Source organism: Burkholderia sp. Ed8, assembly GCF_040761425.1.
GTDB classification, from domain to species: Bacteria; Pseudomonadota; Gammaproteobacteria; order Burkholderiales; family Burkholderiaceae; genus Burkholderia; species Burkholderia seminalis.
In genome coordinates, this window is sequence record NZ_CP142886.1 from 1238857 (window position 1) to 1263106 (window position 24250).

Annotated in this window: 21 protein-coding genes; 19 read left to right on the plus strand and 2 right to left on the minus strand. The window is 64.8% G+C overall.

Annotated elements, in window-relative coordinates; translation table 11 throughout:
• Nucleotide 1 precedes the first annotated feature (1 nt).
• The 17 genes from VXM69_RS19610 (at nt 2) to VXM69_RS19690 (ending at nt 18687) form a co-directional block, all read left to right on the plus strand.
• Nucleotides 2–1786 (plus strand): ATP-binding cassette domain-containing protein, encoded by a 1785-nt coding sequence (locus VXM69_RS19610; protein WP_049032698.1) that lies wholly within the window; start codon nt 2–4, stop codon nt 1784–1786.
• Nucleotides 1786–2541, plus strand: coding sequence for an ABC transporter ATP-binding protein (locus VXM69_RS19615; protein ID WP_069705844.1), 756 nt, complete (start codon nt 1786–1788; stop codon nt 2539–2541). Before VXM69_RS19610 ends, VXM69_RS19615 begins: the two co-directional genes overlap by 1 nt.
• Nucleotides 2542–3060: 519 nt before the next feature.
• Nucleotides 3061–5031 carry a tRNA uridine-5-carboxymethylaminomethyl(34) synthesis enzyme MnmG gene (gene mnmG / locus VXM69_RS19620; protein ID WP_367190057.1) on the plus strand — a complete coding sequence of 657 codons (1971 nt, stop codon included), beginning with the start codon at nt 3061–3063 and terminating at the stop codon, nt 5029–5031.
• A complete protein-coding gene (rsmG, locus tag VXM69_RS19625; protein WP_034188176.1) occupies nt 5028–5714 on the plus strand; it encodes a 16S rRNA (guanine(527)-N(7))-methyltransferase RsmG in 687 nt (228 codons plus the stop codon). The genes mnmG and rsmG overlap by 4 nt, the downstream gene beginning before the upstream one ends.
• A 51-nt stretch (nt 5715–5765) precedes the next feature.
• The gene (locus VXM69_RS19630) at nt 5766–6545 is read left to right on the plus strand and encodes a ParA family protein (RefSeq protein ID WP_059559486.1); all 780 of its coding nucleotides are present in this window, start codon (nt 5766–5768) and stop codon (nt 6543–6545) included.
• Between the two features lie 31 nt (nt 6546–6576).
• On the plus strand, nt 6577–7470 hold the full coding sequence (locus VXM69_RS19635; RefSeq protein WP_034188249.1) for a ParB/RepB/Spo0J family partition protein: 894 nt from the start codon (nt 6577–6579) through the stop codon (nt 7468–7470).
• A gap of 9 nt (nt 7471–7479) precedes the next feature.
• Nucleotides 7480–8610 (plus strand): SLC13 family permease, encoded by a 1131-nt coding sequence (locus tag VXM69_RS19640; RefSeq protein ID WP_049030887.1) that lies wholly within the window; start codon nt 7480–7482, stop codon nt 8608–8610.
• Between the two features lie 566 nt (nt 8611–9176).
• Nucleotides 9177–9698, plus strand: a complete 522-nt coding sequence (locus tag VXM69_RS19645; RefSeq protein WP_034188173.1) for an ATP synthase subunit I — start codon at nt 9177–9179, stop codon at nt 9696–9698.
• Nucleotides 9699–9807: 109 nt separating this feature from the next.
• On the plus strand, nt 9808–10659 hold the full coding sequence (gene atpB, locus VXM69_RS19650) for a F0F1 ATP synthase subunit A (protein WP_012492242.1): 852 nt from the start codon (nt 9808–9810) through the stop codon (nt 10657–10659).
• A 75-nt stretch (nt 10660–10734) separates the two neighbouring features.
• Nucleotides 10735–11004, plus strand: coding sequence for a F0F1 ATP synthase subunit C (gene atpE / locus VXM69_RS19655; protein ID WP_006482730.1), 270 nt, complete (start codon nt 10735–10737; stop codon nt 11002–11004).
• 129 nt (nt 11005–11133) lie between these two features.
• Complete coding sequence (locus VXM69_RS19660; protein ID WP_006477283.1) at nt 11134–11604, plus strand: F0F1 ATP synthase subunit B; 471 nt, start codon at nt 11134–11136, stop codon at nt 11602–11604.
• 2 nt (nt 11605–11606) lie between these two features.
• Nucleotides 11607–12146 (plus strand): F0F1 ATP synthase subunit delta, encoded by a 540-nt coding sequence (locus VXM69_RS19665; RefSeq protein ID WP_034188172.1) that lies wholly within the window; start codon nt 11607–11609, stop codon nt 12144–12146.
• 44 nt (nt 12147–12190) lie between these two features.
• On the plus strand, nt 12191–13732 hold the full coding sequence (gene atpA, locus VXM69_RS19670; protein WP_034188171.1) for a F0F1 ATP synthase subunit alpha: 1542 nt from the start codon (nt 12191–12193) through the stop codon (nt 13730–13732).
• Between the two features lie 119 nt (nt 13733–13851).
• Entirely contained in the window at nt 13852–14727 is an 876-nt protein-coding gene (gene atpG / locus VXM69_RS19675; RefSeq protein WP_034188170.1) for a F0F1 ATP synthase subunit gamma, read from the plus strand.
• Between the two features lie 66 nt (nt 14728–14793).
• On the plus strand, nt 14794–16188 hold the full coding sequence (atpD, locus tag VXM69_RS19680) for a F0F1 ATP synthase subunit beta (protein ID WP_034188169.1): 1395 nt from the start codon (nt 14794–14796) through the stop codon (nt 16186–16188).
• Nucleotides 16189–16292: 104 nt separating this feature from the next.
• Nucleotides 16293–16718, plus strand: a complete 426-nt coding sequence (locus VXM69_RS19685; protein WP_006477288.1) for a F0F1 ATP synthase subunit epsilon — start codon at nt 16293–16295, stop codon at nt 16716–16718.
• Between the two features lie 241 nt (nt 16719–16959).
• A complete protein-coding gene (locus tag VXM69_RS19690) occupies nt 16960–18687 on the plus strand; it encodes an AMP-binding protein (protein WP_175027856.1) in 1728 nt (575 codons plus the stop codon).
• A 297-nt stretch (nt 18688–18984) separates the two neighbouring features.
• Here the strand turns inward: VXM69_RS19690 and VXM69_RS19695 are convergent, their stop codons facing one another.
• Both VXM69_RS19695 and VXM69_RS19700 read right to left on the minus strand, forming a co-directional pair.
• On the minus strand, nt 18985–19140 hold the full coding sequence (locus VXM69_RS19695; RefSeq protein ID WP_167361860.1) for a hypothetical protein: 156 nt from the start codon (nt 19138–19140) through the stop codon (nt 18985–18987).
• Between the two features lie 279 nt (nt 19141–19419).
• On the minus strand, nt 19420–20217 hold the full coding sequence (locus tag VXM69_RS19700) for a transporter substrate-binding domain-containing protein (protein WP_049030889.1): 798 nt from the start codon (nt 20215–20217) through the stop codon (nt 19420–19422).
• Nucleotides 20218–20361: 144 nt separating this feature from the next.
• Between VXM69_RS19700 and hemE the strand changes: the two genes are divergently transcribed.
• Nucleotides 20362–21456 carry a uroporphyrinogen decarboxylase gene (hemE, locus tag VXM69_RS19705; RefSeq protein WP_034188166.1) on the plus strand — a complete coding sequence of 365 codons (1095 nt, stop codon included), beginning with the start codon at nt 20362–20364 and terminating at the stop codon, nt 21454–21456.
• A 452-nt stretch (nt 21457–21908) separates the two neighbouring features.
• The gene (locus VXM69_RS19710) at nt 21909–24170 is read left to right on the plus strand and encodes a primosomal protein N' (RefSeq protein WP_124608620.1); all 2262 of its coding nucleotides are present in this window, start codon (nt 21909–21911) and stop codon (nt 24168–24170) included.
• The last annotated feature ends 80 nt before the right edge of the window (nt 24171–24250 follow it).

The window sequence follows — 24250 nt, forward strand, 5'->3', positions numbered from 1 at the left end:
GATGAAGACGATGGTACGCAACAAGACCTTCTGGGTGTTTCTCGTGGTGTTGTTCGCGCTGCCGGTGCTGCCCGGCGCGCTGCACGTGCCCGAGTACTGGATCACGCTGCTGAACTACATCGGCCTCTATGCGATCGTCGCGATCGGGCTCGTGCTGCTGACGGGCGTTGGCGGGATGACGAGCTTCGGACAGGCCGCGTTCGTCGGCATCGGCGCGTATGCGACCGCGTTCCTGACGACGCGCTACGGCGTTTCGCCGTGGCTCGCGCTGATCGTCGGCGTCGTGCTGACGGCGCTCGTCGCGCTCGTGCTGGGTGCGGTCACGATGCGGCTGTCCGGGCACTTCCTGCCGCTCGGCACGATCGCGTGGGGCCTCGCGCTGTTCTACCTGTTCGGCAACCTCGAGCTGCTCGGCAAGTACGACGGGATCAACGGCATTCCGGCGCTGAACCTGTTCGGCCTCGCGCTCGAAAGCGGCCGCAGCCTGTACTTCCTGATCTGGGCCGTCGTGCTGGCCGCAATCGTGTCGGTGCAGAACCTGCTGAACAGCCGCCCGGGCCGCGCGATCCGCGCACTGCGCGGCGGCGGCGTGATGGCCGAGGCGATGGGCGTGAACACGGCATGGATGCGCGTGGTGATCTTCGTCTACGCAGCCGTGCTGGCGGCCGTGTCGGGCTTCCTGTACGCGCATCTGCAGCGTGCGGTGAACCCGACCCCGTTCGGGTTGAATCACGGGATCGAGTTCCTGTTCATGGCCGTGGTCGGCGGCGTGTCGCACGTGTGGGGCGCGGTGCTCGGTGCAGCGATCCTTACGGTGCTGCAGGACTACCTGCAGACGCTGCTGCCGAAGCTGCTCGGCTCGGAAGGCAACTTCGAGATCATCGTGTTCGGCGTGCTGATGGTGCTGCTGCTGCAGTACGCCCGCCAGGGCGTGTGGCCGTTCGTTGCCCGGCTGTTCCCGCGCGGGCCGAGCGCGCACGTGCCCGAGCAGGCCGATCCGCTGCCGCAGCGTGCGAAGCCGGCGGCCGGTGAGCCGCTGCTCGTCGTCGACAATGCACGCAAGCAGTTCGGCGGGCTCGTGGCCGTCAACGACGTCAGCTTCGACGTGAAAGCGGGGCAGATCATCGGGCTGATCGGTCCGAACGGCGCCGGCAAGTCGACCACGTTCAACCTCGTGACGGGCGTGCTGAAGCCGACGGGCGGCACGATCACGTTCCGTGGCGAGCGGATCGACGGGCTCACGTCGCGCCAGATCGTCCGCCGCGGCATCGGCCGTACCTTCCAGCACGTGAAGCTGCTGCCCGCGATGACGGTGCTCGAGAACGTCGCGATCGGTGCGCATCTGCGCGGCCATACGGGCGTCTGGCGCAGCATCGCGCGGCTCAATGCACACGAGGAGGCGCAACTGCTGGCCGAAGCCGCACGCCAGATCCGCCGCGTGGGGCTCGAGAAGCACATGTACGACGAAGCGGGCAGCCTCGCGCTCGGCCAGCAGCGGATTCTCGAAATCGCCCGCGCGCTGTGCTGCGATCCGACGCTGCTGCTGCTCGACGAGCCGGCTGCGGGGCTGCGTTACCAGGAGAAGCAACAGCTCGCCGACCTGCTGCGACGGCTAAAGGCGGAAGGCATGAGCGTGTTGCTCGTGGAACATGACATGGATTTCGTGATGAATCTCACCGACCGGCTGGTGGTGATGGAGTTCGGCACGCGGATCGCGGAAGGGTTGCCGCAGGATGTGCAGCAGGACCCGGCCGTGCTTGAAGCGTATCTGGGCGGGGTGGAGTGATGACGGACACGACGATGCCGATTCTCGAAGTGCGCGGGCTGGCAGTCCGGTACGGGAAGGTGGAGGCACTGCACGGTGCGGCGATCAAGGTCGGTGCGGGGCAGATCGTCAGCGTGATCGGCCCGAACGGTGCCGGCAAGTCGACGCTGCTGAACGCGATCATGGGCGCGTTGCCGGTTACGGGGCATGCGTCGGGCGCGGTCGTGTACCGCGGCAGCGACGTCGGTGCGTTGCCGGTCGAGCAGCGTGTCGCGCGCGGGATGTGCCTCGTACCGGAAAAGCGCGAGCTGTTCAGCACGATGACGGTCGAGGACAACCTTGTGCTGGGTGCATATCGCCGCAAGCAGGCTGGCGAATCGAACTTCCTCGACCAGCTCGACCACGTGTTCGTGCTGTTCCCGCGGCTGAAGGAGCGCCGCAAGCAGGCGGCCGGCACGCTGTCGGGCGGCGAGCGGCAGATGCTTGCGGTCGGCCGCGCGCTGATGGGCAAGCCCGACCTGTTGATGCTCGACGAGCCGAGCCTCGGGCTCGCGCCGCTGATCGTGAAGGAGATCTTTCATATCATCAGCGCGTTGCGCGGTACGGGGGTGGCGACGTTGCTGATCGAACAGAACGCGCGGGCCGCGTTGCAGATCTCGGATTACGGCTATGTGCTGGAGACCGGTGAGGTTGCGCTGGAAGGGCCGGCCGCCGAGCTTGCGCAGAATCCGCGCGTGATCGAAACGTACCTGGGGCTGGCGAAGAAGACGGCTTGATGGCCCGAGCGGTTGGCGGGAAACGAACGGCGTGTTTCACGTGAAACACGCCGTTTTTATTTGCCGGTGAGGCCTTGTTGGCTCGAGGTCTGGGGATAAGCGCCGGAGGAATCGTCTTAAGTCCTGTGCGGTGGTGGCTCGTTCCACAGGCCGATGATGTGTGGAACCTCGGTGGACAAGGGTGAGAGCAACCGGCAGAAATGCTGTGAAGAGAAGGGGGCACAGCATGTCGTGTTCGCGCGGCCTCGCGGGCCACAGATATCGATCGGGTCATATTCCGCCTGCGGCGTTCTCGCCAGTCAGGTTTTTTGCACAGGTGCAGCGATGTACGGCAAACCGTGCTCGGGCTTTGCCTGAACAGGCTCGGCACCCTGGATTCTCCCGTCCACGGCCCAAAAATCGACGAAATGCACAGACCCTACCATTCGGACGGCATTCGGGTGAAAAGCGAACCCGCTATAATTCGGCCCATACATTTCTCTGATAGGTTCGTGCGCAGCTCGGCGTGCGGAATCCACCATGCTTTTTCCCACAGAATTTGACGTCATCGTCGTCGGTGGCGGTCATGCCGGCACGGAAGCCGCGCTGGCGTCCGCCCGTATGGGCGCGAAGACGCTGCTGCTGACCCACAATATCGAAACGCTCGGGCAGATGAGCTGCAATCCGTCGATCGGCGGCATCGGCAAGGGCCATCTGGTCAAGGAAGTCGACGCGCTGGGCGGCGCAATGGCCGCCGCGACGGACGAGAGCGGTATTCAGTTCCGGATCCTCAATTCGTCGAAGGGCCCGGCCGTGCGCGCGACGCGTGCGCAGGCCGACCGCATCCTGTACAAGGCCGCGATCCGCCACCGGCTCGAGAACCAGCCGAACCTGTGGCTGTTCCAGCAGGCCGTCGACGACCTGATGGTCGAAGGCGACCGCGTGGTGGGCGCCGTCACGCAGATCGGTATCCGCTTCCGTTCGCGTGCGGTCGTGCTGACGGCCGGCACGTTCCTCGACGGCAAGATCCACGTCGGCCTGAACAACTACACGGGCGGCCGCGCCGGCGATCCGGCAGCCGTGTCGCTGTCGTCGCGCCTGAAGGAGCTGAGGCTGCCGCAGGGCCGGTTGAAGACCGGTACGCCCCCGCGTATCGACGGCCGGACGATCGACTTCTCGAAGCTCGACGAGCAGCCGGGCGACCTCGATCCGATTCCCGTGTTTTCGTTCCTGGGCCGCGCGGAGCAGCATCCGCAGCAGCTGCCGTGCTGGGTCACGCATACGAACGAACGCACGCACGACATCATTCGCGGCGGCCTCGACCGTTCGCCTATGTATACAGGCGTGATCGAAGGCGTCGGGCCGCGTTATTGCCCGTCGATCGAGGACAAGATCCACCGGTTCGCGTCGAAGGAATCGCACCAGATCTTTCTCGAGCCGGAAGGGCTGACGACCAACGAGTTCTACCCGAACGGGATCTCGACGAGCCTGCCGTTCGATGTCCAGCTCGAGCTCGTGCATTCGATGCGCGGCCTCGAGAACGCGCACATCCTGCGCCCGGGTTATGCGATCGAGTACGACTATTTCGACCCGCGCGCGCTGAAGGCGTCGCTCGAGACCAAGGCGATCAACGGGTTGTTCTTTGCGGGCCAGATCAACGGCACGACCGGCTATGAAGAGGCGGCCGCGCAGGGCTTGCTGGCCGGCCTCAATGCGGGGCGCTATGTGCAGGAGAAGGACGCGTGGTGCCCGCGTCGTGACCAGGCCTATCTGGGCGTGCTGGTCGACGATCTCGTGACGCGTGGCGTGGCCGAGCCGTACCGGATGTTCACGAGCCGTGCCGAGTATCGCCTGAGCCTGCGTGAAGACAATGCCGACATGCGCCTGACCGAGATCGGCCGCGAGCTGGGGCTCGTCGACGACGCGCGCTGGGACGCATTCAGCCGGAAGCGCGACGCTGTTTCACGTGAAACCGAACGCCTGAAGTCGACGTGGGTCACGCCGAAGACGCTGCCGCCGGAAGAGGCGACCGCGCTGCTCGGCAAGGCGATCGATCACGAATACAGCCTCGCCGAACTGCTGCGTCGTCCGGGCATCAGCTACGACGGCGTATGCGGGCTAAAGGGTGGTGAATGCGGTCCCGCGGAGCCGCTGACCGACGATCCGGTGCTGCTCGAGCAGATCAAGGAGCAGGTCGAGATTGGTATCAAGTATCAGGGCTATATCGAGCGCCAGGCATCCGAGATCGAACGCAACGACGCGAACGAGAACACGCGCTTGCCCGACGGTATCGATTACCGTGAAGTGCGCGGGCTGTCGTTCGAAGTGAGCCAGAAGCTCAACGAGTTCCGGCCGGAAACGATCGGGCAGGCATCGCGCATCTCGGGCGTCACGCCGGCGGCAATCTCGCTGCTGATGGTGCACCTGAAGCGTCGCGGGCTGGGCCGTCGGAATGGCACGGCCGCCGAGGCAACGGAGCAGGGGGACGGCGCCGTCCCGACGCAACAATGACGGCGCGTCGCGCGCCGGCGGTTAATCGGGACGTACTGGAACAGATGCTCGTCGAAGGCACGGCGGCGCTCGACCTCACGCTGACGGATGCTCAGCGCAACCAGTTGCTCGACTATGTCGCGCTGCTCGGCAAGTGGAACGCGGTCTACAACCTGACCGCGATCCGCGACCCGAAGCAGATGCTGATCCAGCACATCCTCGATTCGCTTTCGATCGTCCCGCATCTGCGCGGCCGTGCGTCGGCGCGTGTGCTCGACGTCGGTTCGGGCGGCGGGTTGCCCGGCATCGTGCTCGCGATCGTCGAGCCGGACTGGCAGGTCACGCTGAACGATATCGTGCAGAAGAAGTCTGCATTCCAGACGCAGATGCGCGCGGAACTGAAGCTCGCGAACCTGTCGGTCGTCACCGGGCGGGTCGAATCGCTGCAGCCGGGCGTCGAAGTGCCGGAAAAATTCGACATGATCGTATCCCGCGCTTTCGCGGATCTGTCCGACTTCGTTAAACTTGCTCGACATCTGGTTGCGCCGGGTGGATCGATCTGGGCAATGAAGGGCGTTCACCCGGATGATGAAATTGCGCGTTTGCCGGAAGGCAGCCGCGTGAAGCAGACGATCCGGCTGGCGGTGCCGATGCTCGATGCCGAGCGGCATCTGTTCGAAGTGGCCGTCGACGACGCGAATTGAAGGCGCGCGGTAGCGCGCCGTTTGTTTGAAGGTAAAGGGAACACACCAACGATGGCAAAGATCTTCTGCGTTGCGAACCAGAAGGGGGGCGTCGGCAAGACGACGACATCGGTCAATCTCGCCGCAAGCCTTGCAGCGCAGGAGCAACGAGTCCTGCTGATCGATCTCGACCCGCAGGGCAACGCGACGATGGGCAGCGGGATCGACAAGGCCGCCTGTGAGGCGACCGTGTACGAAGTGCTGGTCGATGGCGTGTCGGTCGCCGATGCGCGCATCCGCCCGGACGGCGTCACCTACGACGTGCTGCCCGCGAACCGCGAGCTGTCCGGTGCCGAGATCGAACTGATCAGCATCGACAACCGCGAGCGCCGGCTGAAAGCAGCGCTCGAACGCGTGGCCGACGACTACGATTTCGTGCTGATCGATTGCCCGCCGACGCTGTCGCTGCTGACGCTGAACGGGTTGTGCGCGGCACATGGCGTCGTGATCCCGATGCAGTGCGAGTACTTCGCGCTGGAAGGGTTGTCGGACCTCGTCAACACGATCAAGCAGGTTCACGCGAACATGAACCGCGACCTGAAGATCATCGGCTTGCTGCGTGTGATGTTCGATCCGCGCATCACGCTGCAGCAGCAAGTCTCCGATCAACTGAAAGCGCACTTTGGCGACAAGGTGTTCGACGCGGTGATTCCGCGCAACGTGCGCCTGGCGGAAGCGCCGAGTTACGGGTTGCCGGGCGTCGTGTTCGACCGCAGCTCGCGCGGTGCGCAGGCGTATCTCCAGTTCGGTGCCGAGATGATCGAACGCGTCCGCGCGTTCGAGGTGTCGTGATCCGGACATGAGCGAAGCGAGGAAGAAAGACATGAACGCGGTACCAAAGAAGAAGGGCTTGGGACGTGGCCTCGAAGCGCTGCTCGGCGGCAGCGCCGATATCACCGAAGCGGTGAAGATCGAAGGGGCGCCGAACACGCTCGCGCTCGGCAAGCTGCAGGCCGGCAAGTACCAGCCGCGGACGCGGATGGACGAGGGCAGCCTGCAGGAGCTCGCGGCCAGCATTCGCGCTCAGGGCGTGATGCAGCCGATCCTGGTACGGCCCATTTCATCAGACAAATACGAGATCATTGCAGGCGAGCGGCGGTTCCGCGCGGCGCGCCTGGCCGGTCTCGATGAAGTGCCGGTGCTCGTAAAGGACGTGTCCGATCAGGCTGCCGCCGCGATGGCGCTGATCGAGAACATCCAGCGCGAGGACCTGAACCCGCTTGAAGAAGCGCACGGTATCCAGCGCCTGCTCGACGAGTTCGGTTTCACGCACGAGCAGGCGGCCGAATCGGTCGGCCGTTCGCGCAGCGCGGTGTCGAACCTGCTGCGCCTGCTGAACCTCGCGTCGCCGGTGCAGACGATGCTGCTGGCCGGCGATCTCGACATGGGGCACGCGCGCGCGCTGCTCGCCGTCGATGCGGCCACGCAGATCACGCTCGCGCATCAGGTCGTCAACAAGCGCATGTCGGTGCGCGAAACCGAGAAGCTCGTCGCACATACGACGAAGGAAGCGCCGGCCGTGAAGGCGCGCGCGAAGGACGACGGCGGCCGCGATACGCGCCGTCTCGAAGAGGAGTTGTCCGACCTGCTCGCGTCGACGGTGAAGATCAAGCTCGGCCGCCGCGGGCGCGGGCAGGTGACGATCGACTTCGGCAACCTCGATGCGCTCGAGGGCATTCTCGCGCGGCTGCGCGGCAACGTCGCAACCGAAGAGTAAGGACAGTCAATGGAGAAGACGGGCGCACCGGCGCCGCGCCGGTGGCTCGGATGGCTTGCGCAGGAACCGGTACTGTCGGTGCTTGCACTCGGCCTGATCGTGCTGCAATGGGTGCGTCCGCAACCATTTTCGGTGCTTGCAGGTCGCGTCGACTGGCAGACGGTCGCGACGCTCGCGGGCCTGCTGATGCTGACCAAGGCACTCGAGCTGTCCGGTTGCCTGATGTGGCTCGCGCACCGCATTGTGCATCACGTGCATTCCGAACGCGGGCTCGCGATGCTGCTGGTCGGATTCGCCGCGGTACTGTCGATGTGGCTCACCAACGACGTCGCGCTGTTCGTCGTCGTGCCGTTGATGGTGTCGCTGCGTGCACTGACGCCGCTACCGTTCCGGCGGCTCGTGATCGTCGTCGCGCTGGCCGTCAACGCGGGGTCCGTCGCGACACCGCTCGGCAATCCCCAGAATCTTTTCCTGTGGCAATTGAGCGGCGTGTCGTTCGGCCGCTTCGTGGTTACGCTCGGGCCGCTGGCGCTTGCGTTGATGGCGTTGCTGCTCGTGCTGACCGCGTTCATGTTTCGCGCGAAGCCGCTCGATCTGTCCGGCGACGCCATCGCGTTACCGGTACAGCGCATGCACGCGCTGATCGCGGCAGTGCTGTTCGCTGCATTCGTACTGCTCGCCGATGCCCACCATCCGCTGCCGGGCCTCGTCGGCGTCGCCATCGTCCTGCTCGCAGTCAAACGCAACGCAGTCCTGAAGATCGACTGGCTGCTGCTGCTGATCTTCGTGCTGATGTTCGTCGTGCTGCGCAGCGCGGCCGCGCTGCCCGTCGTGCACGACACGATCGCGAATGCGCGGCTCGATTCGCCGCTGCGCGTCTATGCCGCGGGCGCCGTGCTGTCACAGGTGATCAGCAATGTGCCGGCGGCGATCCTGCTGTCGGAATTCACGCACGACTGGCGTGCGCTGGCGTTCGGCGTATCGGTCGGCGGTTTCGGTTTTGCCATCGGTTCGCTTGCGAACCTGATCGCGGTGCGTCTCGCGAAGGAGCCGCGCATGTGGCTGCCGTTTCATCTGGTGTCGATTCCGTTCGCGCTCGTGAGCGCGGCACTTGGCGCGTGGTTGCTCGTTCACGGTTGAGCAAGGCGGGTGCGCGGCACAGGTGTGCGATTCGAGGGGCGGGGAGGGGTGCAGTGTTCGCGGTGGTTATAGGCTGTTGATAAGTGCCGCAACCCACAGTCGAACACCTGTGGTGGCGCGACAACTGATTGGACGTATCGATGCGCGAGCGTCCGGTCGAATTTCACCCGTCGCGCACGACCGATCGGCCAGGGCGCTTCGCGTGTTCCGGGCCGTCGTGCCAAGTCATTCCGGGCGAGTGTTTCACCGCGCATTTCCCGCGGCGATCGTGCCGCTCCGCCCGGACCCGTACCGGGCATCGTTTCCCCGTCATTCCCCCCTGCCGCCGGCGTTTTACGCGCAAGAAATACCGGTGCAAGAAATCGACCTTACAACTGTCATCGTACGTCGTCGAATCGGGTGTTTTTTCACATGATGAGGCGTCGTTTTATGCAGGTTTTTGTCGCGTCTAAAGCCTTGAATCACTTGCAACTATCGCTTACAATCGCCCGGATTTGTTAGCTAGGCACCCCTGAAAGCTTTCAGAAAGCTTGGGGTCGGGTTCAAGGACTTTGCGGAAGATTGCGATGGCGGGTCAGGCGCCGGACGACAGGCACGATGATCAGCGCACGCAACGCCCCGCTTCGGCGGCCGGTGAGTGGCGCGAATCCGACGACTGGGATGTCGAGCAGCAAGATAACAACATCGTTCCGCTTACACGGACGGAAGCCGAGAGGCTGTTCGGTCCGAACGTGAGCAAGCCCTCGCGCGTGACCCCCTACAAGGTGGTGTTCGCGCAAGTGGTCCTGTCCCTGGTTGCAACGCTGGCGTGGTGGCTGTTTTCGAAGTCGCCGGGCGCCGCTGCGCAATCCGCGTTTCTGGGCGGAGCGATTGGCTGGGTGCCAAGTGCGGTATTCGTGGCACGACTGAAGGCAGGTGGCTCGGCCACCGTGATGAGCTGGGTGATGGGCGAAGCCCTGAAGCTCGCTCTGACGATCGGGATGTTCACCGCAGTGGCGTTCGGCTGGGCCGGCGTGCACTGGGTGCCGTTCCTCGTCACGTACCTCGTCGTGCTGAAGACCTACTGGATCGCGCTGGCCTGGCGGTAAGGAACAAGCAGCGTGCGGTTTCGACAGCGAACCGCACCGGCCCGTTCCCGCAATAGCGTGTTGCGGAACAGGCAAAACGATTTTCGACAATTTGGGTGGCATTAACGATATGGCAGCTAGCGAAGGCACGCGCGGTCCGGATCCGTCCGAGTACATTGCGCACCACTTGCAGAATTTCTCCACCTCGCATCAGACGTCGATTTTCGACATCCACGTCTGGAATCTCGACACGCTGTTCTGGTCGATCGTGTGCGGCATCGTGACGATCGTCCTGCTGCGTCTGGCCGCCCGCAAGGCGACGTCGGGCGTGCCGGGCCGCTTCCAGTGCGCGATCGAGATGCTCGTCGAAATGGTCGAAGACCAGTCGAAGGCCATCGTCCACGGCAATCGTACCTTCATCGCTCCGCTCGCCCTCACGGTGTTCGTGTGGGTCGCGCTGATGAACTCCCTCGACTTCCTCCCGGTCGACCTGCCGGGCCGCGTGATCGGCCTGCTCGGTCTGTCGGACGTGATTTCCCACCATCGCATCGTCCCGACGGCCGACCTGAACGGCACGCTCGGCATCGCGCTCGGCGTGTTCGTCCTGATGATCTACTACAGCATCAAGATCAAGGGCGCGGGCGGCTTCGTGCACGAGCTGCTGTCGGCACCGTTCGGCGCACACCCGCTGCTGTGGATCCCGAACCTCGCGCTCAACATTGTCGAATATCTCGCGAAGACCGTTTCTCTCGGTATGCGGCTGTTCGGCAACATGTACGCGGGTGAGCTGTTGTTCCTGTTGATCGCCCTGCTCGGCAGCATGTGGAGCTTCGGTGGCGACGCAACGTTCCTCGGCTTCGTTGGTCATGTGATCGCGGGTAGCGTCTGGGCAATCTTCCACATCCTGATTGTTCTGTTGCAGGCATTCATTTTCATGATGCTGACGCTGGTGTATCTCGGCCAGGCGCACGACAAGCACTAAGCGCGGCGTGCAAGAAAGAGTCTTCGTTTTAGTTTTTTAAATCTCAGTTCCAAGTCTTTTCACAAAGGAGTGATCATGCAAGCTTACATCGCCAACATCCAGGGTCTGACCGCCATCGGTATCGGCATCATCATCGGCCTGGGTGCAATCGGCGCCTGTATCGGTATCGCGCTGATGGGTGGCAAGTACATCGAAGCCTGCGCGCGTCAGCCGGAACTCATCAACCCGCTGCAAACGAAGATGTTCCTGCTGGCTGGCCTGATCGACGCTGCATTCCTGATCGGCGTTGGTGTCGCAATGCTGTTCGCGTTCGCGAACCCGCTCCTGTCGAAGCTCGCAGGCTAAGGTTCCTCGGAAATATGCGTCCGGCGTGAGCCGGCGCAGGGCGGAACGGAGACTTGGGGCGCTGATCGAATGCAACTCGATGAGCGCCTTACCGTTTCATTTTTCCGGAATAGCAGATAAGGAAACACCGTGAATCTCAACGCAACTCTGTTTGCGCAAATGGTCGTGTTCCTGGTCCTCGCGTGGTTCACGATGAAATTCGTGTGGCCGCCGTTGATCAACGCCCTCGACGAACGTTCGAAGAAGATCGCCGACGGCCTCGCCGCCGCGGAGAAGGGCAAGGCGGAACTCGACGCAGCGCACAAGCGCGTGGACCAGGAACTCGCGCAGGCCCGCAACGACGGCCAGCAGCGCATCGCCGACGCCGAAAAGCGTGCCCAGGCGGTCGCCGAGGAAATCAAGGCCAACGCCCAGGCTGAAGCCGCCCGCATCGTCGCTCAGGCGAAGGCGGAAGCAGAACAGCAAATCGTGAAGGCGCGCGAAGCGCTGCGTGGCGAAGTCGCCGCGCTGGCCGTGAAGGGCGCCGAGCAGATCCTGAAGCGCGAAGTCGATCAAACGGCCCACGCCCAACTGCTGAATCAACTGAAAGCCGAGCTCTGATCATGGCCGAACTTGCAACCATCGCCCGCCCTTACGCAGAAGCGCTGTTCCGCGTGGCCGAGGGCGGTGACATCGCCGCCTGGTCCACGCTCGTGCAAGAGCTGGCCCAGGTTGCGCGTCTGCCGGAAGTGCTGTCGGTCGCGTCGAGCCCGAAGGTGACGCGCACGCAAGTAGCCGAGTTGCTGCTTGCTGCGGTGAAGTCGCCGCTCGCGGCCGGCGCCGAAGCGAAGAACTTCGTGCAGATGCTGGTCGACAATCATCGCATCGCGCTGCTGCCGGAAATTGCCGAGCAGTTCGAGGCGCTCAAGAACGAACGTGAAGGCGCAGCCGACGCCGAGATCGTGAGCGCGTTCCCGCTGAACGGCGCGGATCTCGACAGTCTCGTCTCGGGCCTCGAACGCAAGTTCAAGCGCAAGCTGAAACCGACGGTCGAAGTCGATTCGTCGCTGATCGGCGGCGTGCGCGTGACGGTCGGCGACGAAGTGCTCGACACCTCGGTTCGCGCGCGCCTCGCATCGATGCAGGCTGCCTTGACCGCCTGAGCGCCACGCCGGCACGCAACAGAATTGACTATCAGGAGCGAATAATGCAACTCAATCCCTCTGAGATCAGCGAGCTGATCAAGAGCCGGATCCAGGGCCTTGAAGCGAGCGCAGACGTTCGCAACCAGGGCACCGTGATCTCCGTGACCGACGGTATCGTGCGTATCCACGGCCTGTCGGACGTGATGCAGGGCGAAATGCTCGAGTTTCCGGGCAACACGTTCGGTCTCGCGCTGAACCTCGAGCGCGACTCGGTCGGCGCGGTGATTCTCGGCGAATACGAACACATCTCGGAAGGCGACGTCGTCAAGACGACGGGCCGCATTCTCGAAGTGCCGGTGGGTCCGGAACTCGTCGGCCGCGTGGTCGATGCGCTCGGCAACCCGATCGACGGCAAGGGCCCGGTCAACGCGAAGCTGACCGACGCGATCGAAAAGATCGCCCCGGGCGTGATCTGGCGCAAGTCGGTGTCGCAGCCGGTGCAGACGGGCATCAAGTCGATCGACGCGATGGTGCCGATCGGCCGTGGCCAGCGTGAGCTGATCATCGGCGACCGTCAGTGCGGCAAGACCGCGGTGGCGCTCGACGCGATCATCAACCAGAAGGGCAAGGACCTGATCTGTATCTACGTCGCGATCGGCCAGAAGGCTTCGTCGATCATGAACGTGGTTCGCAAGCTCGAAGAAACGGGCGCGATGGAATACACGATCGTCGTCGCCGCTTCGGCGTCGGATTCGGCTGCGATGCAGTACCTCGCACCGTACGCCGGCTGCACGATGGGCGAATACTTCCGCGACCGCGGCCAGGACGCGCTGATCATCTATGACGACTTGACCAAGCAAGCCTGGGCATACCGTCAGATCTCGCTGCTGCTGCGCCGCCCGCCGGGCCGTGAAGCGTACCCGGGCGACGTGTTCTATCTGCACTCGCGCCTGCTGGAGCGTGCCGCTCGCGTGTCGGAAGAGTACGTCGAGAAGTTCACGAACGGCGAAGTGAAGGGCAAGAGCGGTTCGCTGACGGCACTGCCGGTCATCGAAACGCAGGCGGGCGACGTGACCGCGTTCGTTCCGACGAACGTGATCTCGATCACCGACGGCCAGATCTTCCTGGAAACCGACCTGTTCAACGCAGGCATCCGCCCGGCAATCAACGCCGGCGTGTCGGTGTCGCGAGTCGGTGGCGCCGCTCAGACGAAGGTCGTGAAGAAGCTGTCGGGCGGTATCCGTACCGACCTCGCGCAGTACCGTGAACTGGCTGCATTCGCGCAGTTCGCATCGGACCTCGACGAAGCGACCCGCAAGCAGCTCGAGCGCGGCCGCCGCGTGACGGAACTGCTGAAGCAGCCGCAGTACCAGCCGCTGCAGGTCTGGGAACTGGCCGTGTCGCTGTACGCCGCGAACAACGGCTACCTCGACGATCTCGACGTCAAGCAAGTGCTGTCGTTCGAGAAGGGCCTGCGCGAAAACCTGAAGACCAGCCACGCTGACCTCATCAAGCGCATCGAAGACACCAAGGATCTCTCGAAGGACGACGAAGGCGCGCTGCGCTCGGCGATCGAATCCTTCAAGAAGTCCGGTGCCTATTGATCCGCGAGTGACACATTGAGGCCGCGCGGGTGCTGATGCGCCCGCGCCGCTTCGGTGAGCGATGCATGAGCCCCGAGTAAAGCGCTAAAGCGCTAACCCGGGGCGCAAAGGAGCAAGCTATGGCTGGAATGAAGGAAATTCGCGGCAAGATCAAGAGCGTGCAGAACACGCGCAAGATCACGAAGGCGATGGAGATGGTGGCCGCATCGAAGATGCGCCGCGCGCAGGAACGCATGCGCGCCGCTCGTCCGTATGCGGACAAGGTCCGTGCCATCGCCGCGCACATGAGCCGTGCGAACCCGGAGTACCGCCACCCGTTCATGGTGGCAAACGACGGCGCGAAGACGGCCGGCATCATCCTCGTCACGACGGACAAGGGGTTGTGCGGCGGTTTGAACACCAACGTGCTGCGTGCGACGGTGCAGAAGTTCAAGGAGCTGGAAGAGAAGGGCCAGAAGGTCGAAGCCACCGCGATCGGCGGCAAGGGCCTCGGGTTCCTGAACCGCTTCGGCGCGAAGGTGATGTCGCAGGTCGTGCACCTCGGCGACACCCCGCATCTGGACAAGCTGATCGGCGCCGTGAAGACGCAGCTCGATCTGTATTCGGAAGGCAAGCTGTCGGCGGTTTATATCGCTTACACGCGCTTCGTCAACACGATGAAGCAGGAAGCCGTGATCGAGCAGCTGCTGCCGCTGTCGTCGGAACACTTCGAAGCCGATGACGGTACGCCGGCCACGTCGTGGGACTACATCTACGAGCCGGACGCGCAGGCAGTCGTCGACGAACTGCTCGTGCGTTACGTCGAGGCGCTGGTGTACCAGGCCGTCGCGGAAAACATGGCGTCCGAGCAATCGGCGCGCATGGTCGCGATGAAGGCCGCGTCCGACAACGCGAAGACGGTGATCAGCGAACTGCAGCTCGTATACAACAAGAGCCGTCAGGCCGCGATTACGAAAGAACTGTCGGAGATCGTCGGCGGCGCAGCCGCTGTTTAAGCGCGCGCCCGGGACGACAACTGCGCCTTTGCGCGAGTAAAGAATCAGGTATTTAAAGGAAAAGCGATGAGTACTGCTGCTTTGGTAGAAGGCAAGATCGTACAGTGCATCGGCGCCGTTATCGACGTGGAATTCCCGCGCGACAGCATGCCGAAGATCTACGACGCGCTTATTCTCGATGGCTCGGAACTGACGCTCGAAGTCCAGCAGCAGCTGGGCGACGGCGTGGTCCGTACCATCTGTCTGGGTGCTTCCGACGGCCTGCGCCGCGGCCTGACCGTGAAGAACACGGCAAAGCCGATCTCGGTGCCGGTCGGCAAGCCGACCCTCGGCCGGATCATGGACGTCCTCGGCCGTCCGATCGACGAAGCCGGCCCGATCGAAAGCGAACATACGCGTTCGATCCACCAGAAGGCTCCGGCGTTCGACGAACTGTCGCCGTCGACCGAACTGCTCGAAACGGGTATCAAGGTCATCGACCTGATCTGCCCGTTCGCCAAGGGCGGCAAGGTTGGCCTGTTCGGCGGTGCCGGCGTGGGCAAGACCGTCAACATGATGGAGCTCATCAACAACATCGCGAAGGAACACGGCGGTTACTCCGTGTTCGCGGGCGTGGGCGAGCGTACCCGTGAAGGGAACGACTTCTACCACGAAATGAAGGACTCGAACGTTCTCGACAAGGTCGCGCTGGTGTACGGCCAGATGAACGAGCCGCCGGGCAACCGTCTGCGCGTCGCGCTGACCGGCCTGACGATGGCCGAGCACTTCCGTGACGAAGGCCTCGACGTGCTGTTCTTCGTCGACAACATCTACCGTTTCACGCTGGCCGGTACCGAAGTGTCGGCACTGCTCGGCCGTATGCCGTCGGCAGTGGGCTATCAGCCGACGCTGGCTGAAGAAATGGGCAAGCTGCAAGAGCGCATCACGTCGACCAAGAAGGGCTCGATTACGTCGGTCCAGGCCGTGTACGTCCCTGCGGACGACTTGACCGACCCGTCGCCGGCGACGACCTTCGGCCACCTGGACGCAACCGTCGTTCTGTCGCGTGACATCGCTTCGCTGGGTATCTACCCGGCGGTCGACCCGCTCGACTCGACGTCGCGCCAGATCGACCCGAACGTGATCGGTGAAGAGCACTACTCGATCACCCGTCGCGTTCAGCAGACGCTGCAGCGCTACAAGGAACTGCGCGACATCATCGCGATTCTGGGCATGGACGAACTGTCGCCGGAAGACAAGCTGTCGGTCGCACGTGCACGTAAGATCCAGCGTTTCCTGTCGCAGCCGTTCCACGTTGCTGAAGTGTTCACGGGCTCGCCGGGCAAGTACGTGCCGCTGAAGGAAACGATCCGCGGCTTCAAGATGATCGTCGACGGCGAGTGCGACCACCTGCCGGAACAGGCGTTCTACATGGTCGGCACGATCGACGAAGCCTTCGAAAAGGCCAAGAAGATCCAGTAAGGGTCGGGTGTAACGCAGCGGGCGCCGTTGAGGTCGTTGATTCTCCTGTACCCCCGGGGACAGGAGACACGGCGCCCACGTAATACGCTCAACCAGGAGTCGATATGGCAACCATCAAAGTAGACGTCGTCAGCGCGGAAGAGCAGATCTTCTCGGGCGAGGCGAAATTCGTCGCGCTGCCGGGCGAAACGGGTGAGCTGGGCATTCTGCCGGGTCACACGCCGCTGATCACGCGGATTCGTCCGGGTGCGGTGCGCATCGAAGTCGAGGGCGGCAACGACGAATTCGTGTTCGTCGCGGGCGGCATTCTCGAAGTGCAGCCGGGCGCCGTGACGGTGCTCGCCGATACCGCGATCCGCGGCAAGGACCTCGACGCGGCGAAAGCCGAGGAAGCGCGCAAGCGTGCCGAGGAAACGCTGCAGAACGCGAAGTCGGATCTCGACCTCGCGAAGGCGCAATCCGAGCTCGCGACCGCGATGGCGCAGCTCGAAGCGATCCAGCGTCTGGCGAAGATCCGCAGCCGGCACTAAGCCGCGCCGCGTATCCCGCGAAAGAAAGCAGCCTTCGGGCTGCTTTTTTTCGTCTGCGGATTGCGGGCCAGATCATTCCGTCCGGTCGTGCTATTTCATCCGTCCGCCGCGAATTGATGTCAGAGTGTCGTCAGCGGAGCGCGGCATCATCCGCAGTGAGGCTGTCCGTCGCGATCGAGGCGATGGAGGCGGGCGCGGCAGGCGCGCGCGGGCCGATCAGACCAAAAAGACGGAGACATTCATGGCAGCAGACCTTGGCGTGGGCGCGCTGATCGCGCCCGAGAACGGCTTGTCGTACGTGCGTGGCGCGACCGACGTGCCGCTGTCCGAAGCGACGATCGGTCGGTTCCTGCGCGACACCGCCGGCCGCTTTCCCGACCGTCCGGCCGTCGTGTTCCGCGAGCAGCAGGTGCGCTGGACCTGGCGCGAGTTCGCGAACGAGGTCGACGTGCTCGCGGCGGGGCTGGCCGCGCTCGGTATAGTGAAGGGCGACCGCGTCGGCATCTGGTCGCCGAACCGCAGCGAATGGCTGCTCACGCAGTTCGCGACCGCGCGCATCGGTGCGGTGCTCGTCAACCTGAATCCGGCCTACCGGCTCGCCGAGCTCGAATACGCGCTGAACAAGGTCGGCTGCAAGGCCGTGATCACGGCCGAGCGCTTCAAGTCGTCGGCCTACGTCGAGATGCTGCAGGCCATCGCGCCGGAGCTCGCGACCACGACGCCGGGCGACCTGCACGCGGCACGCGTGCCGAGCCTGCGCACGGTCGTGTCGATGGGCGACGTCGCGCCGGCCGGCATGTTCCGCTTCGCGGACGTGATGACACGCGGCCGCCAGGCCGTCGATCCGGGATTGCTCGATGCAATCGGCGCGACGCTCACGGCCAACGAACCGATCAACATCCAGTTCACGAGCGGCACGACCGGCAGCCCGAAGGGCGCGACGCTCACGCACCGCAACGTCGTCAACAACGGGCGCTCGATCGCGACCGCGATGCGCTTCACCGAGCACGACACGCTGTGCATCCCGGTGCCGCTCTATCACTGCTTCGGGATGGTGCTGGCCGTGCTTGCGTGCGTGTCGAAGGGCGCGGCGATGGTGTTCCCCGGCGAGGCGTTCGATCCGGTTGCGACGCTCGCGGCCGTGGCCGGCGAGCGCTGCACCGCGCTGCACGGCGTGCCGACGATGTTCATCGCCGAGCTCGATCATCCGGCGTTCTCGACCTTCGATCTTTCGACGCTGCGCACCGGGATCATGGCCGGCTCGCCGTGCCCGATCGAGACGATGAAGCGCGTCGTGTCGCAGATGCACCTGTCGGAGATCACGATCGCGTACGGGATGACGGAGACGAGCCCCGTATCGTTCCAGAGTTCGACCGACGATCCGCTCGAGAAGCGCACGACGACGGTCGGCCGCATCCAGCCGCACCTGGAAGTGAAGATCGTCGATGCGAGCGGCGACATCGTGCCGGTCGGCGCGACGGGCGAGCTCTGCACGAAGGGCTATTCGGTGATGCTCGGCTACTGGGACGACGACGCGAAGACGCGCGAGGTGCTGGTCGACGGCTGGATGCACACGGGCGACCTCGCGACGCTCGATGCGGACGGCTACTGCAATATCGTCGGCCGCCTGAAGGACATGGTGATCCGCGGCGGCGAGAACGTCTATCCGCGCGAGATCGAGGAGTTCCTGTTTCGGCATCCGAAGATCCAGAGCGCACAGGTGTTCGGCGTGCCGGATGCGAAGTACGGCGAGGAGCTGTGCGCGTGGATCGTGCTGCGCGCGGACGAGCAGATGACGGAGGACGACGTGCGTGCGTTCTGCAGCGGGCAGATCGCGCACTACAAGATTCCGCGCTACATCCGCTTCGTCGACGAGCTGCCGATGACGGTGACGGGCAAGGTGCAGAAGTTCGTGATGCGCGACCGGATGATCGAGGAGCTGAAGCTCGACGTGCAGAAGACCGCTTGATGCGGGACGGCGCGGGAAAAATGCGGGAAAAAACGTGGCGGCCGGCGGGCCGTTACGTTTTCGATGGACGAAAAAAAGCGGGCTTATTAGCCCGCTAAAAACCACACGCTACGGGGTTAGCGCGAGGAGACCAAAGATGAAACCGAATCCGGCGGGGGGCCGGAAACGACTCCAACAGGGATGCCCCTCGGAAGGGCTTCGGTACGTGACCGACTGGCTCGCAGCGCTTCGCGTCCGCTCACACTTGGCACACGAGACCGCATCCGTGTTGAAACCGTTGAGGCCATTGTGGGCGAATTAATGACCCGTCGCGGTAACAAAGTGTTTCAGGTTGTAACGCCCGCCAGATAAGGCTTCCCGGGATTTTTTGCTGTTTTCGGGGTCCTGAAAAAGGTCATTTTTACCCATATTTTCCGCTGCGTTTTCAGCCGATGCGCACGATGCGTTTTTCATGCGTATCGGGCGCGATGAATGGCCGATTTTCACGTCAGAAAGTGCGCGGCATGATCGATACCGCGGATGACGATTCATTCGTCAGAAAGATTTTGAAACGTGATCGGAATGCGCGGAAGTCGGCCGATCGGCCGATTCGGGTGGTTTCGCGCCGATTGTCGGGTCGGGCGGCGCGAGGGCAATGTGTAACGGCGGCAGGTTCGCCGCCGCCATGCCGCGCATTCGGCAGGCGGCGGCCACGGGGTCGATGCCCGTTATCGGCCGCCGCGGACGGGCTTCTTACTTCAGCCACTTGTCCGAAATCGCCTGGTATTCGCCGGTCGACAGCGCGAGATGCAGCCACTGGTCGACGTATTGCTGGAACACGACGTCGCCGCGCGGCACCATGTACGCCTTCTCGCCGAACTGGAACGGCTTGTCCGGATGCACCGAGCACAGCCCCGGATTCAGCTTTTGCTGCAACTGCGTCTCGGACGCATCCGTCACCATCACGTCGGCCTTGCCCGCGAGGATCTGCTTGAAGATCGTCACGTTGTCCGGATAGACGGTCAGGTTCGCATGTGTGAAGAACTGTTTCGCGAACCGCTCGTTGGTACCGCCCGGATTCACGATCACACGCGTCTCCGGCCGGTCGATCTGCGCGACGGTCTGGTACTTGTCGGCGTCCGCGCAGCGCACGATCGGCGTCTTGCCGTCGACGACGTACGGCTGCGTGAAGAACACGCGCTTCTGGCGCTCGAGCGTCGTCGACACACCGCCCACCGCGATGTCGCATTTCGCGACGAAATCGGCGGTCAGGTTCGGCCAGCTCGTCTTCACGAAGTCGGTCTTCACGCCGAGCGATTTCGCGAGCGATTCGGCCATGTCGATGTCGATGCCCTCGAAACGGCCGTCCGTGCGGTAGTACGAATACGGCTTGTAGTCGCCCGTCGTGCATACGCGCAGCGTGCCGCGCGCGAGCACGTCGTCGAGCCGCGAACCGGCCCCCGGCGCGGCGGTGGTGCCGGTGGTGGTCTGCGCGTGCGCGGCGGCGCAGCAGAGCAGCGCGGCCGCGGCGAGCGTGGCGAATGTCTTCATCGGTCTCCTCCTTCATTCGATATGAGCGTCCGATCATAACGGAGCCATCGCGCGCGTCATATGGCCGCCATCGCGTCGGCATGCGCAGCGTGAGGGCGGCTGTCCGGTAAAATGCCGCTTTGCCTTCGCATCGTCGCTCCTACCGTGGCCCATAACCTGCTCAACGACACCTTCCTGCGTGCGCTTCTGCGCGAGCCGACCGACTACACGCCGATCTGGCTGATGCGCCAGGCCGGCCGCTACCTGCCCGAATACAATGCGACGCGTGCGCGCGCCGGCAGCTTCCTCGGCCTCGCGAAGAATCCCGACTACGCGACCGAGGTGACGCTGCAGCCGCTCGAGCGTTTCCCGCTCGACGCCGCGATCCTGTTCTCGGACATCCTGACGATTCCCGACGCGATGGGGCTCGGTCTCGACTTCCAGGTCGGCGAAGGGCCGAAGTTCGCGCATCCGGTGCGCACCGAGGCCGACGTCGCGAAGCTCGCGGTGCCGGACATCGAGGAGACGCTCGGTTATGTGACGGGCGCCGTGCGCGAGATCCGCCGCGCGCTCACCGACGGCCAGGGCCGCCAGCGCGTGCCGCTGATCGGCTTCTCGGGCAGCCCGTGGACGCTCGCGTGCTACATGGTCGAAGGCGGCGGGTCGGACGATTTCCGCACGGTGAAGTCGATGGCGTATTCGCGCCCCGACCTGATGCACCGGATCCTCGACGTGAATGCGCAGGCGGTGGCCGCGTACCTGAACGCGCAGATCGAAGCGGGCGCGCAGGCCGTGATGATCTTCGATACGTGGGGCGGCGCGCTGGCCGACGGCGCATACCAGCGCTTCTCGCTCGACTACATCCGCCGCGTGGTGAGCCAGCTCAAGCGCGAGCACGACGGCGAGCGCGTGCCGGTGATCACGTTCACGAAGGGCGGCGGGCTGTGGCTCGAGGAGATCGCGGCGACCGGCGTCGATGCGGTCGGGCTCGACTGGACGGTCAACCTCGGCGCCGCGCGCGAGCGCGTCGCGGGGCGTGTCGCGCTGCAGGGCAACCTCGATCCGACGATCCTGTTTGCGCCGCCGGCCGCGGTGCGCGAACAGGCGCGCGCGGTGCTCGACAGCTACGGCAACCATCCGGGCCATGTGTTCAACCTCGGCCACGGCATCTCGCAATTCACGTCGCCCGATCACGTCGCCGAACTCGTCGACGAAGTACACAACCACAGCCGCGCGATCCGTAGCCGAGCCGCTGGCTGAACGCAAGCGTTGTCATGCTGCACTGCGGGATGACAGCGTTTCGCTGTCGGGACTAAACAGGGCGCAACCCCGCTCCCGCTGCCGATCCGGTGCTTGTCAAGACTTGACTTATACACATTTTCCACGTTGCAGCGCGGTAGAGCCCTGTATCGGTCAATTTGTCTCGCTATTGTTCGGTAATTTGAATAGCAGCCTTATGGAATAAGGCTCCGCGGGGCGGCGCCCCGCGCGGCGAAAAACAGCGGAAAGCACGGCCCCGCGCGCGTTGCGGCCATTCGGGGGCGAGTTCTCAACAAAGTTATCCACAGGACTGGGCAGGGTATACGGCGATTCCTAATGCGAATCCAAAACTTAGCGCGGAATCTGAAGTTTTACTTTAAGTTCGCTGCCGCGATGCGGACGCGGATGCAAGCCGCCTGTCCTTCGCGTGCCGCTGCCGGTGGGGCGCCGCAATGAGCGGCACCTACCTGCGCGTCGCGCTCGACCATCCGCTCGCGACCCTGTTCGACTACCGCTGCGACGCGCAGCCGGCACCCGTGCCCGGCACGCTCGTGCAGGTGCCGTTCGGCAAGCGGCAGGCCGTCGGGCTCGTTTGCGAAGTGACGACTCACACCGATGTGCCGCCGTCACGGCTGCGCGCGGTCGACGCGATCTGCGCCGACCTGCCCCCGCTGTCGGCGGACTGGCTCGCCCTGGTGTCGTTCGCCGCCGACTACTATCAGCGCGGGCGCGGCGAGGTTGCGCTGCCGGCGCTGCCGCAGGCGCTGCGCGACGCCGGGCGCTGGGGGCGGCTGCTCGCGCCCGAAGTGCGCTACCAGCCGACCGAAGCCGGCCGCGCGGCGTTGCCCGATGCATTGCCCGCGCGCGGCGCCGCGCTGCGGCGGCTTGCACAGGCGCTCGTCGATACCGGTTCGTTGACGCTGCCCGACGCGCGGGCGCTGCATCCGAAGGCGGCCGCGACGCTCGACGACTGGGCCGCGCGCGGCTGGGTCGACGTGGAGGAGATCGGCTGGGCCGATGCGCCTGTGCCCAAAGCTGTGGATAACCTGTCGACAACCGGTGGACGAACCGTGCCGCCGGCACTGACCGACCAGCAGGCCGAGGCGCTCGACGCGATCCGCGCGGCAGCGGGCTTCGCGCCGTTCCTGCTGCACGGCGTGACGGGCAGCGGCAAGACCGAGGTCTATCTGCATGCGCTCGCGTCGCTGCTCGATGCACGGCCGGACGCGCAGGCGCTCGTGCTCGTGCCCGAAATCAACCTGACGCCGCAGTTCGAGGCCGCATTTCGCGCGCGCTTCGCGGGGGCGCTCGCCGACGACGCGATCGTCACGCTGCACAGCGGGCTCGCCGAGGGCGAGCGGGCGCGCAACTGGCTGGCCGCCCACACGGGCCGCGCGCGGATCGTGCTCGGCACGCGCCTGGCGGTGCTGGCGTCGATGCCGACGCTCGCGCTGATCGTCGTCGACGAGGAGCACGAGCCGGCGTACAAGCAGCAGGAAGGGCTGCGCTATTCGGCGCGCGATCTCGCCGTGTGGCGCGCCAAGCAGCTCGGCATCACGGTCGTGCTCGGCTCGGCCACGCCGTCGCTCGAAAGCTGGTGGCAGGCCGAGCAGGGGCGCTATACGAAGCTCACGCTGTCGCGCCGCGCGGTGGCCGACGCGACGCTGCCGACCGTGCGGCTGATCGATCTCGAAGAGGAGCGGCGGCGCGGCCGCGCGTCGATGGGCGGGCTGTCGGGGCCGCTCGTCGCGGCGCTGAAGGCGCGGCTCGAACGCGGCGAGCAGAGCCTCGTGTTCCTGAACCGGCGCGGTTACGCGCCGCAGCTCGCGTGCGACGCATGCGGCTGGGTCGCCGGTTGTCCGCGCTGCAGCGCGTACGTCGTCCTGCACAAGCCCGAGCATGCGCTGCGCTGCCATCACTGCGGCTGGGAGGCGCGCATTCCGCGGTCGTGTCCCGAGTGCGGGAACGTCGACATCGCGCCGCTCGGGCGCGGCACGCAGCGTATCGAGGAGGCGCTCGCCGAGGCCGTGCCGGGCGCGCGGGTGCTGCGGATCGACGCGGACAGCACGCGCCGCAAGGGCAGCGCGCAGGCGCTGTTCTCCGACGTGCATGCGGGCGAGGTCGACATCCTGGTCGGCACGCAGATGATTGCGAAGGGGCACGACTTTCAGCGCGTGTCGCTCGTCGGCGTGCTCAATGCCGACACCGCGCTGTTTTCGCACGATTTCCGGGCGAGCGAACGGCTGTTCGCGCAGTTGATGCAGGTGAGCGGCCGCGCGGGGCGGGCCGGGCTGCCGGGCGAGGTGATGGTGCAGACGCGTTACCCGCGTCATGCGCTGTATCACGCGCTCGGGCGGCAGGATTACGTCGGCTTCGCGAATTCGACGCTCGGCGAGCGCCGCGACGCGCACCTGCCGCCGTTCGTCTACCAGGCGCTGCTGCGCGCCGAAGGGCGCACGCTCGACGCGGCGCTCGCGTTCCTGCTTCAGGCCGCGGCCGCATTGCCGGGGCTGCCGGGCGCCGATCGCGTGACCGTGTACGACGCGGTGCCGATGACGATCGTCAAGGTCGCGAACGTCCATCGCGCGCAGTTGCTGCTCGAAAGCGCATCGCGGGCGGCGCTGCAGCATGCGCTGCGTGCATGGCAGCCGGCACTGCGGGCGCTGAAGGGCGTGCTGCGGTGGAGCGTCGAAGTCGACCCGCTGGATATCTGAGCGGCGCGCTGCCGTATGAAGAAGCCCGGCCCGCCGGGCGTCACCCGCCTGCCTCTCGTCGCGCGTCCGAACCGGGCGTC

Coding starts and splice junctions, on each gene's coding strand:
- VXM69_RS19610 (WP_049032698.1), top strand. CDS start 2: ATGAAGACGATGGTACGCAACAAGACCTTCTGGGTGTTTCTCGTGGTG.
- VXM69_RS19615 (WP_069705844.1), top strand. CDS start 1,786: ATGACGGACACGACGATGCCGATTCTCGAAGTGCGCGGGCTGGCAGTC.
- mnmG (WP_367190057.1), top strand. CDS start 3,061: ATGCTTTTTCCCACAGAATTTGACGTCATCGTCGTCGGTGGCGGTCAT.
- rsmG (WP_034188176.1), top strand. CDS start 5,028: ATGACGGCGCGTCGCGCGCCGGCGGTTAATCGGGACGTACTGGAACAG.
- VXM69_RS19630 (WP_059559486.1), top strand. CDS start 5,766: ATGGCAAAGATCTTCTGCGTTGCGAACCAGAAGGGGGGCGTCGGCAAG.
- VXM69_RS19635 (WP_034188249.1), top strand. CDS start 6,577: ATGAACGCGGTACCAAAGAAGAAGGGCTTGGGACGTGGCCTCGAAGCG.
- VXM69_RS19640 (WP_049030887.1), top strand. CDS start 7,480: ATGGAGAAGACGGGCGCACCGGCGCCGCGCCGGTGGCTCGGATGGCTT.
- VXM69_RS19645 (WP_034188173.1), top strand. CDS start 9,177: ATGGCGGGTCAGGCGCCGGACGACAGGCACGATGATCAGCGCACGCAA.
- atpB (WP_012492242.1), top strand. CDS start 9,808: ATGGCAGCTAGCGAAGGCACGCGCGGTCCGGATCCGTCCGAGTACATT.
- atpE (WP_006482730.1), top strand. CDS start 10,735: ATGCAAGCTTACATCGCCAACATCCAGGGTCTGACCGCCATCGGTATC.
- VXM69_RS19665 (WP_034188172.1), top strand. CDS start 11,607: ATGGCCGAACTTGCAACCATCGCCCGCCCTTACGCAGAAGCGCTGTTC.
- atpA (WP_034188171.1), top strand. CDS start 12,191: ATGCAACTCAATCCCTCTGAGATCAGCGAGCTGATCAAGAGCCGGATC.
- atpG (WP_034188170.1), top strand. CDS start 13,852: ATGGCTGGAATGAAGGAAATTCGCGGCAAGATCAAGAGCGTGCAGAAC.
- atpD (WP_034188169.1), top strand. CDS start 14,794: ATGAGTACTGCTGCTTTGGTAGAAGGCAAGATCGTACAGTGCATCGGC.
- VXM69_RS19685 (WP_006477288.1), top strand. CDS start 16,293: ATGGCAACCATCAAAGTAGACGTCGTCAGCGCGGAAGAGCAGATCTTC.
- VXM69_RS19690 (WP_175027856.1), top strand. CDS start 16,960: ATGGCAGCAGACCTTGGCGTGGGCGCGCTGATCGCGCCCGAGAACGGC.
- VXM69_RS19695 (WP_167361860.1), bottom strand. CDS start 19,140: ATGAAAAACGCATCGTGCGCATCGGCTGAAAACGCAGCGGAAAATATG.
- VXM69_RS19700 (WP_049030889.1), bottom strand. CDS start 20,217: ATGAAGACATTCGCCACGCTCGCCGCGGCCGCGCTGCTCTGCTGCGCC.
- VXM69_RS19710 (WP_124608620.1), top strand. CDS start 21,909: ATGAGCGGCACCTACCTGCGCGTCGCGCTCGACCATCCGCTCGCGACC.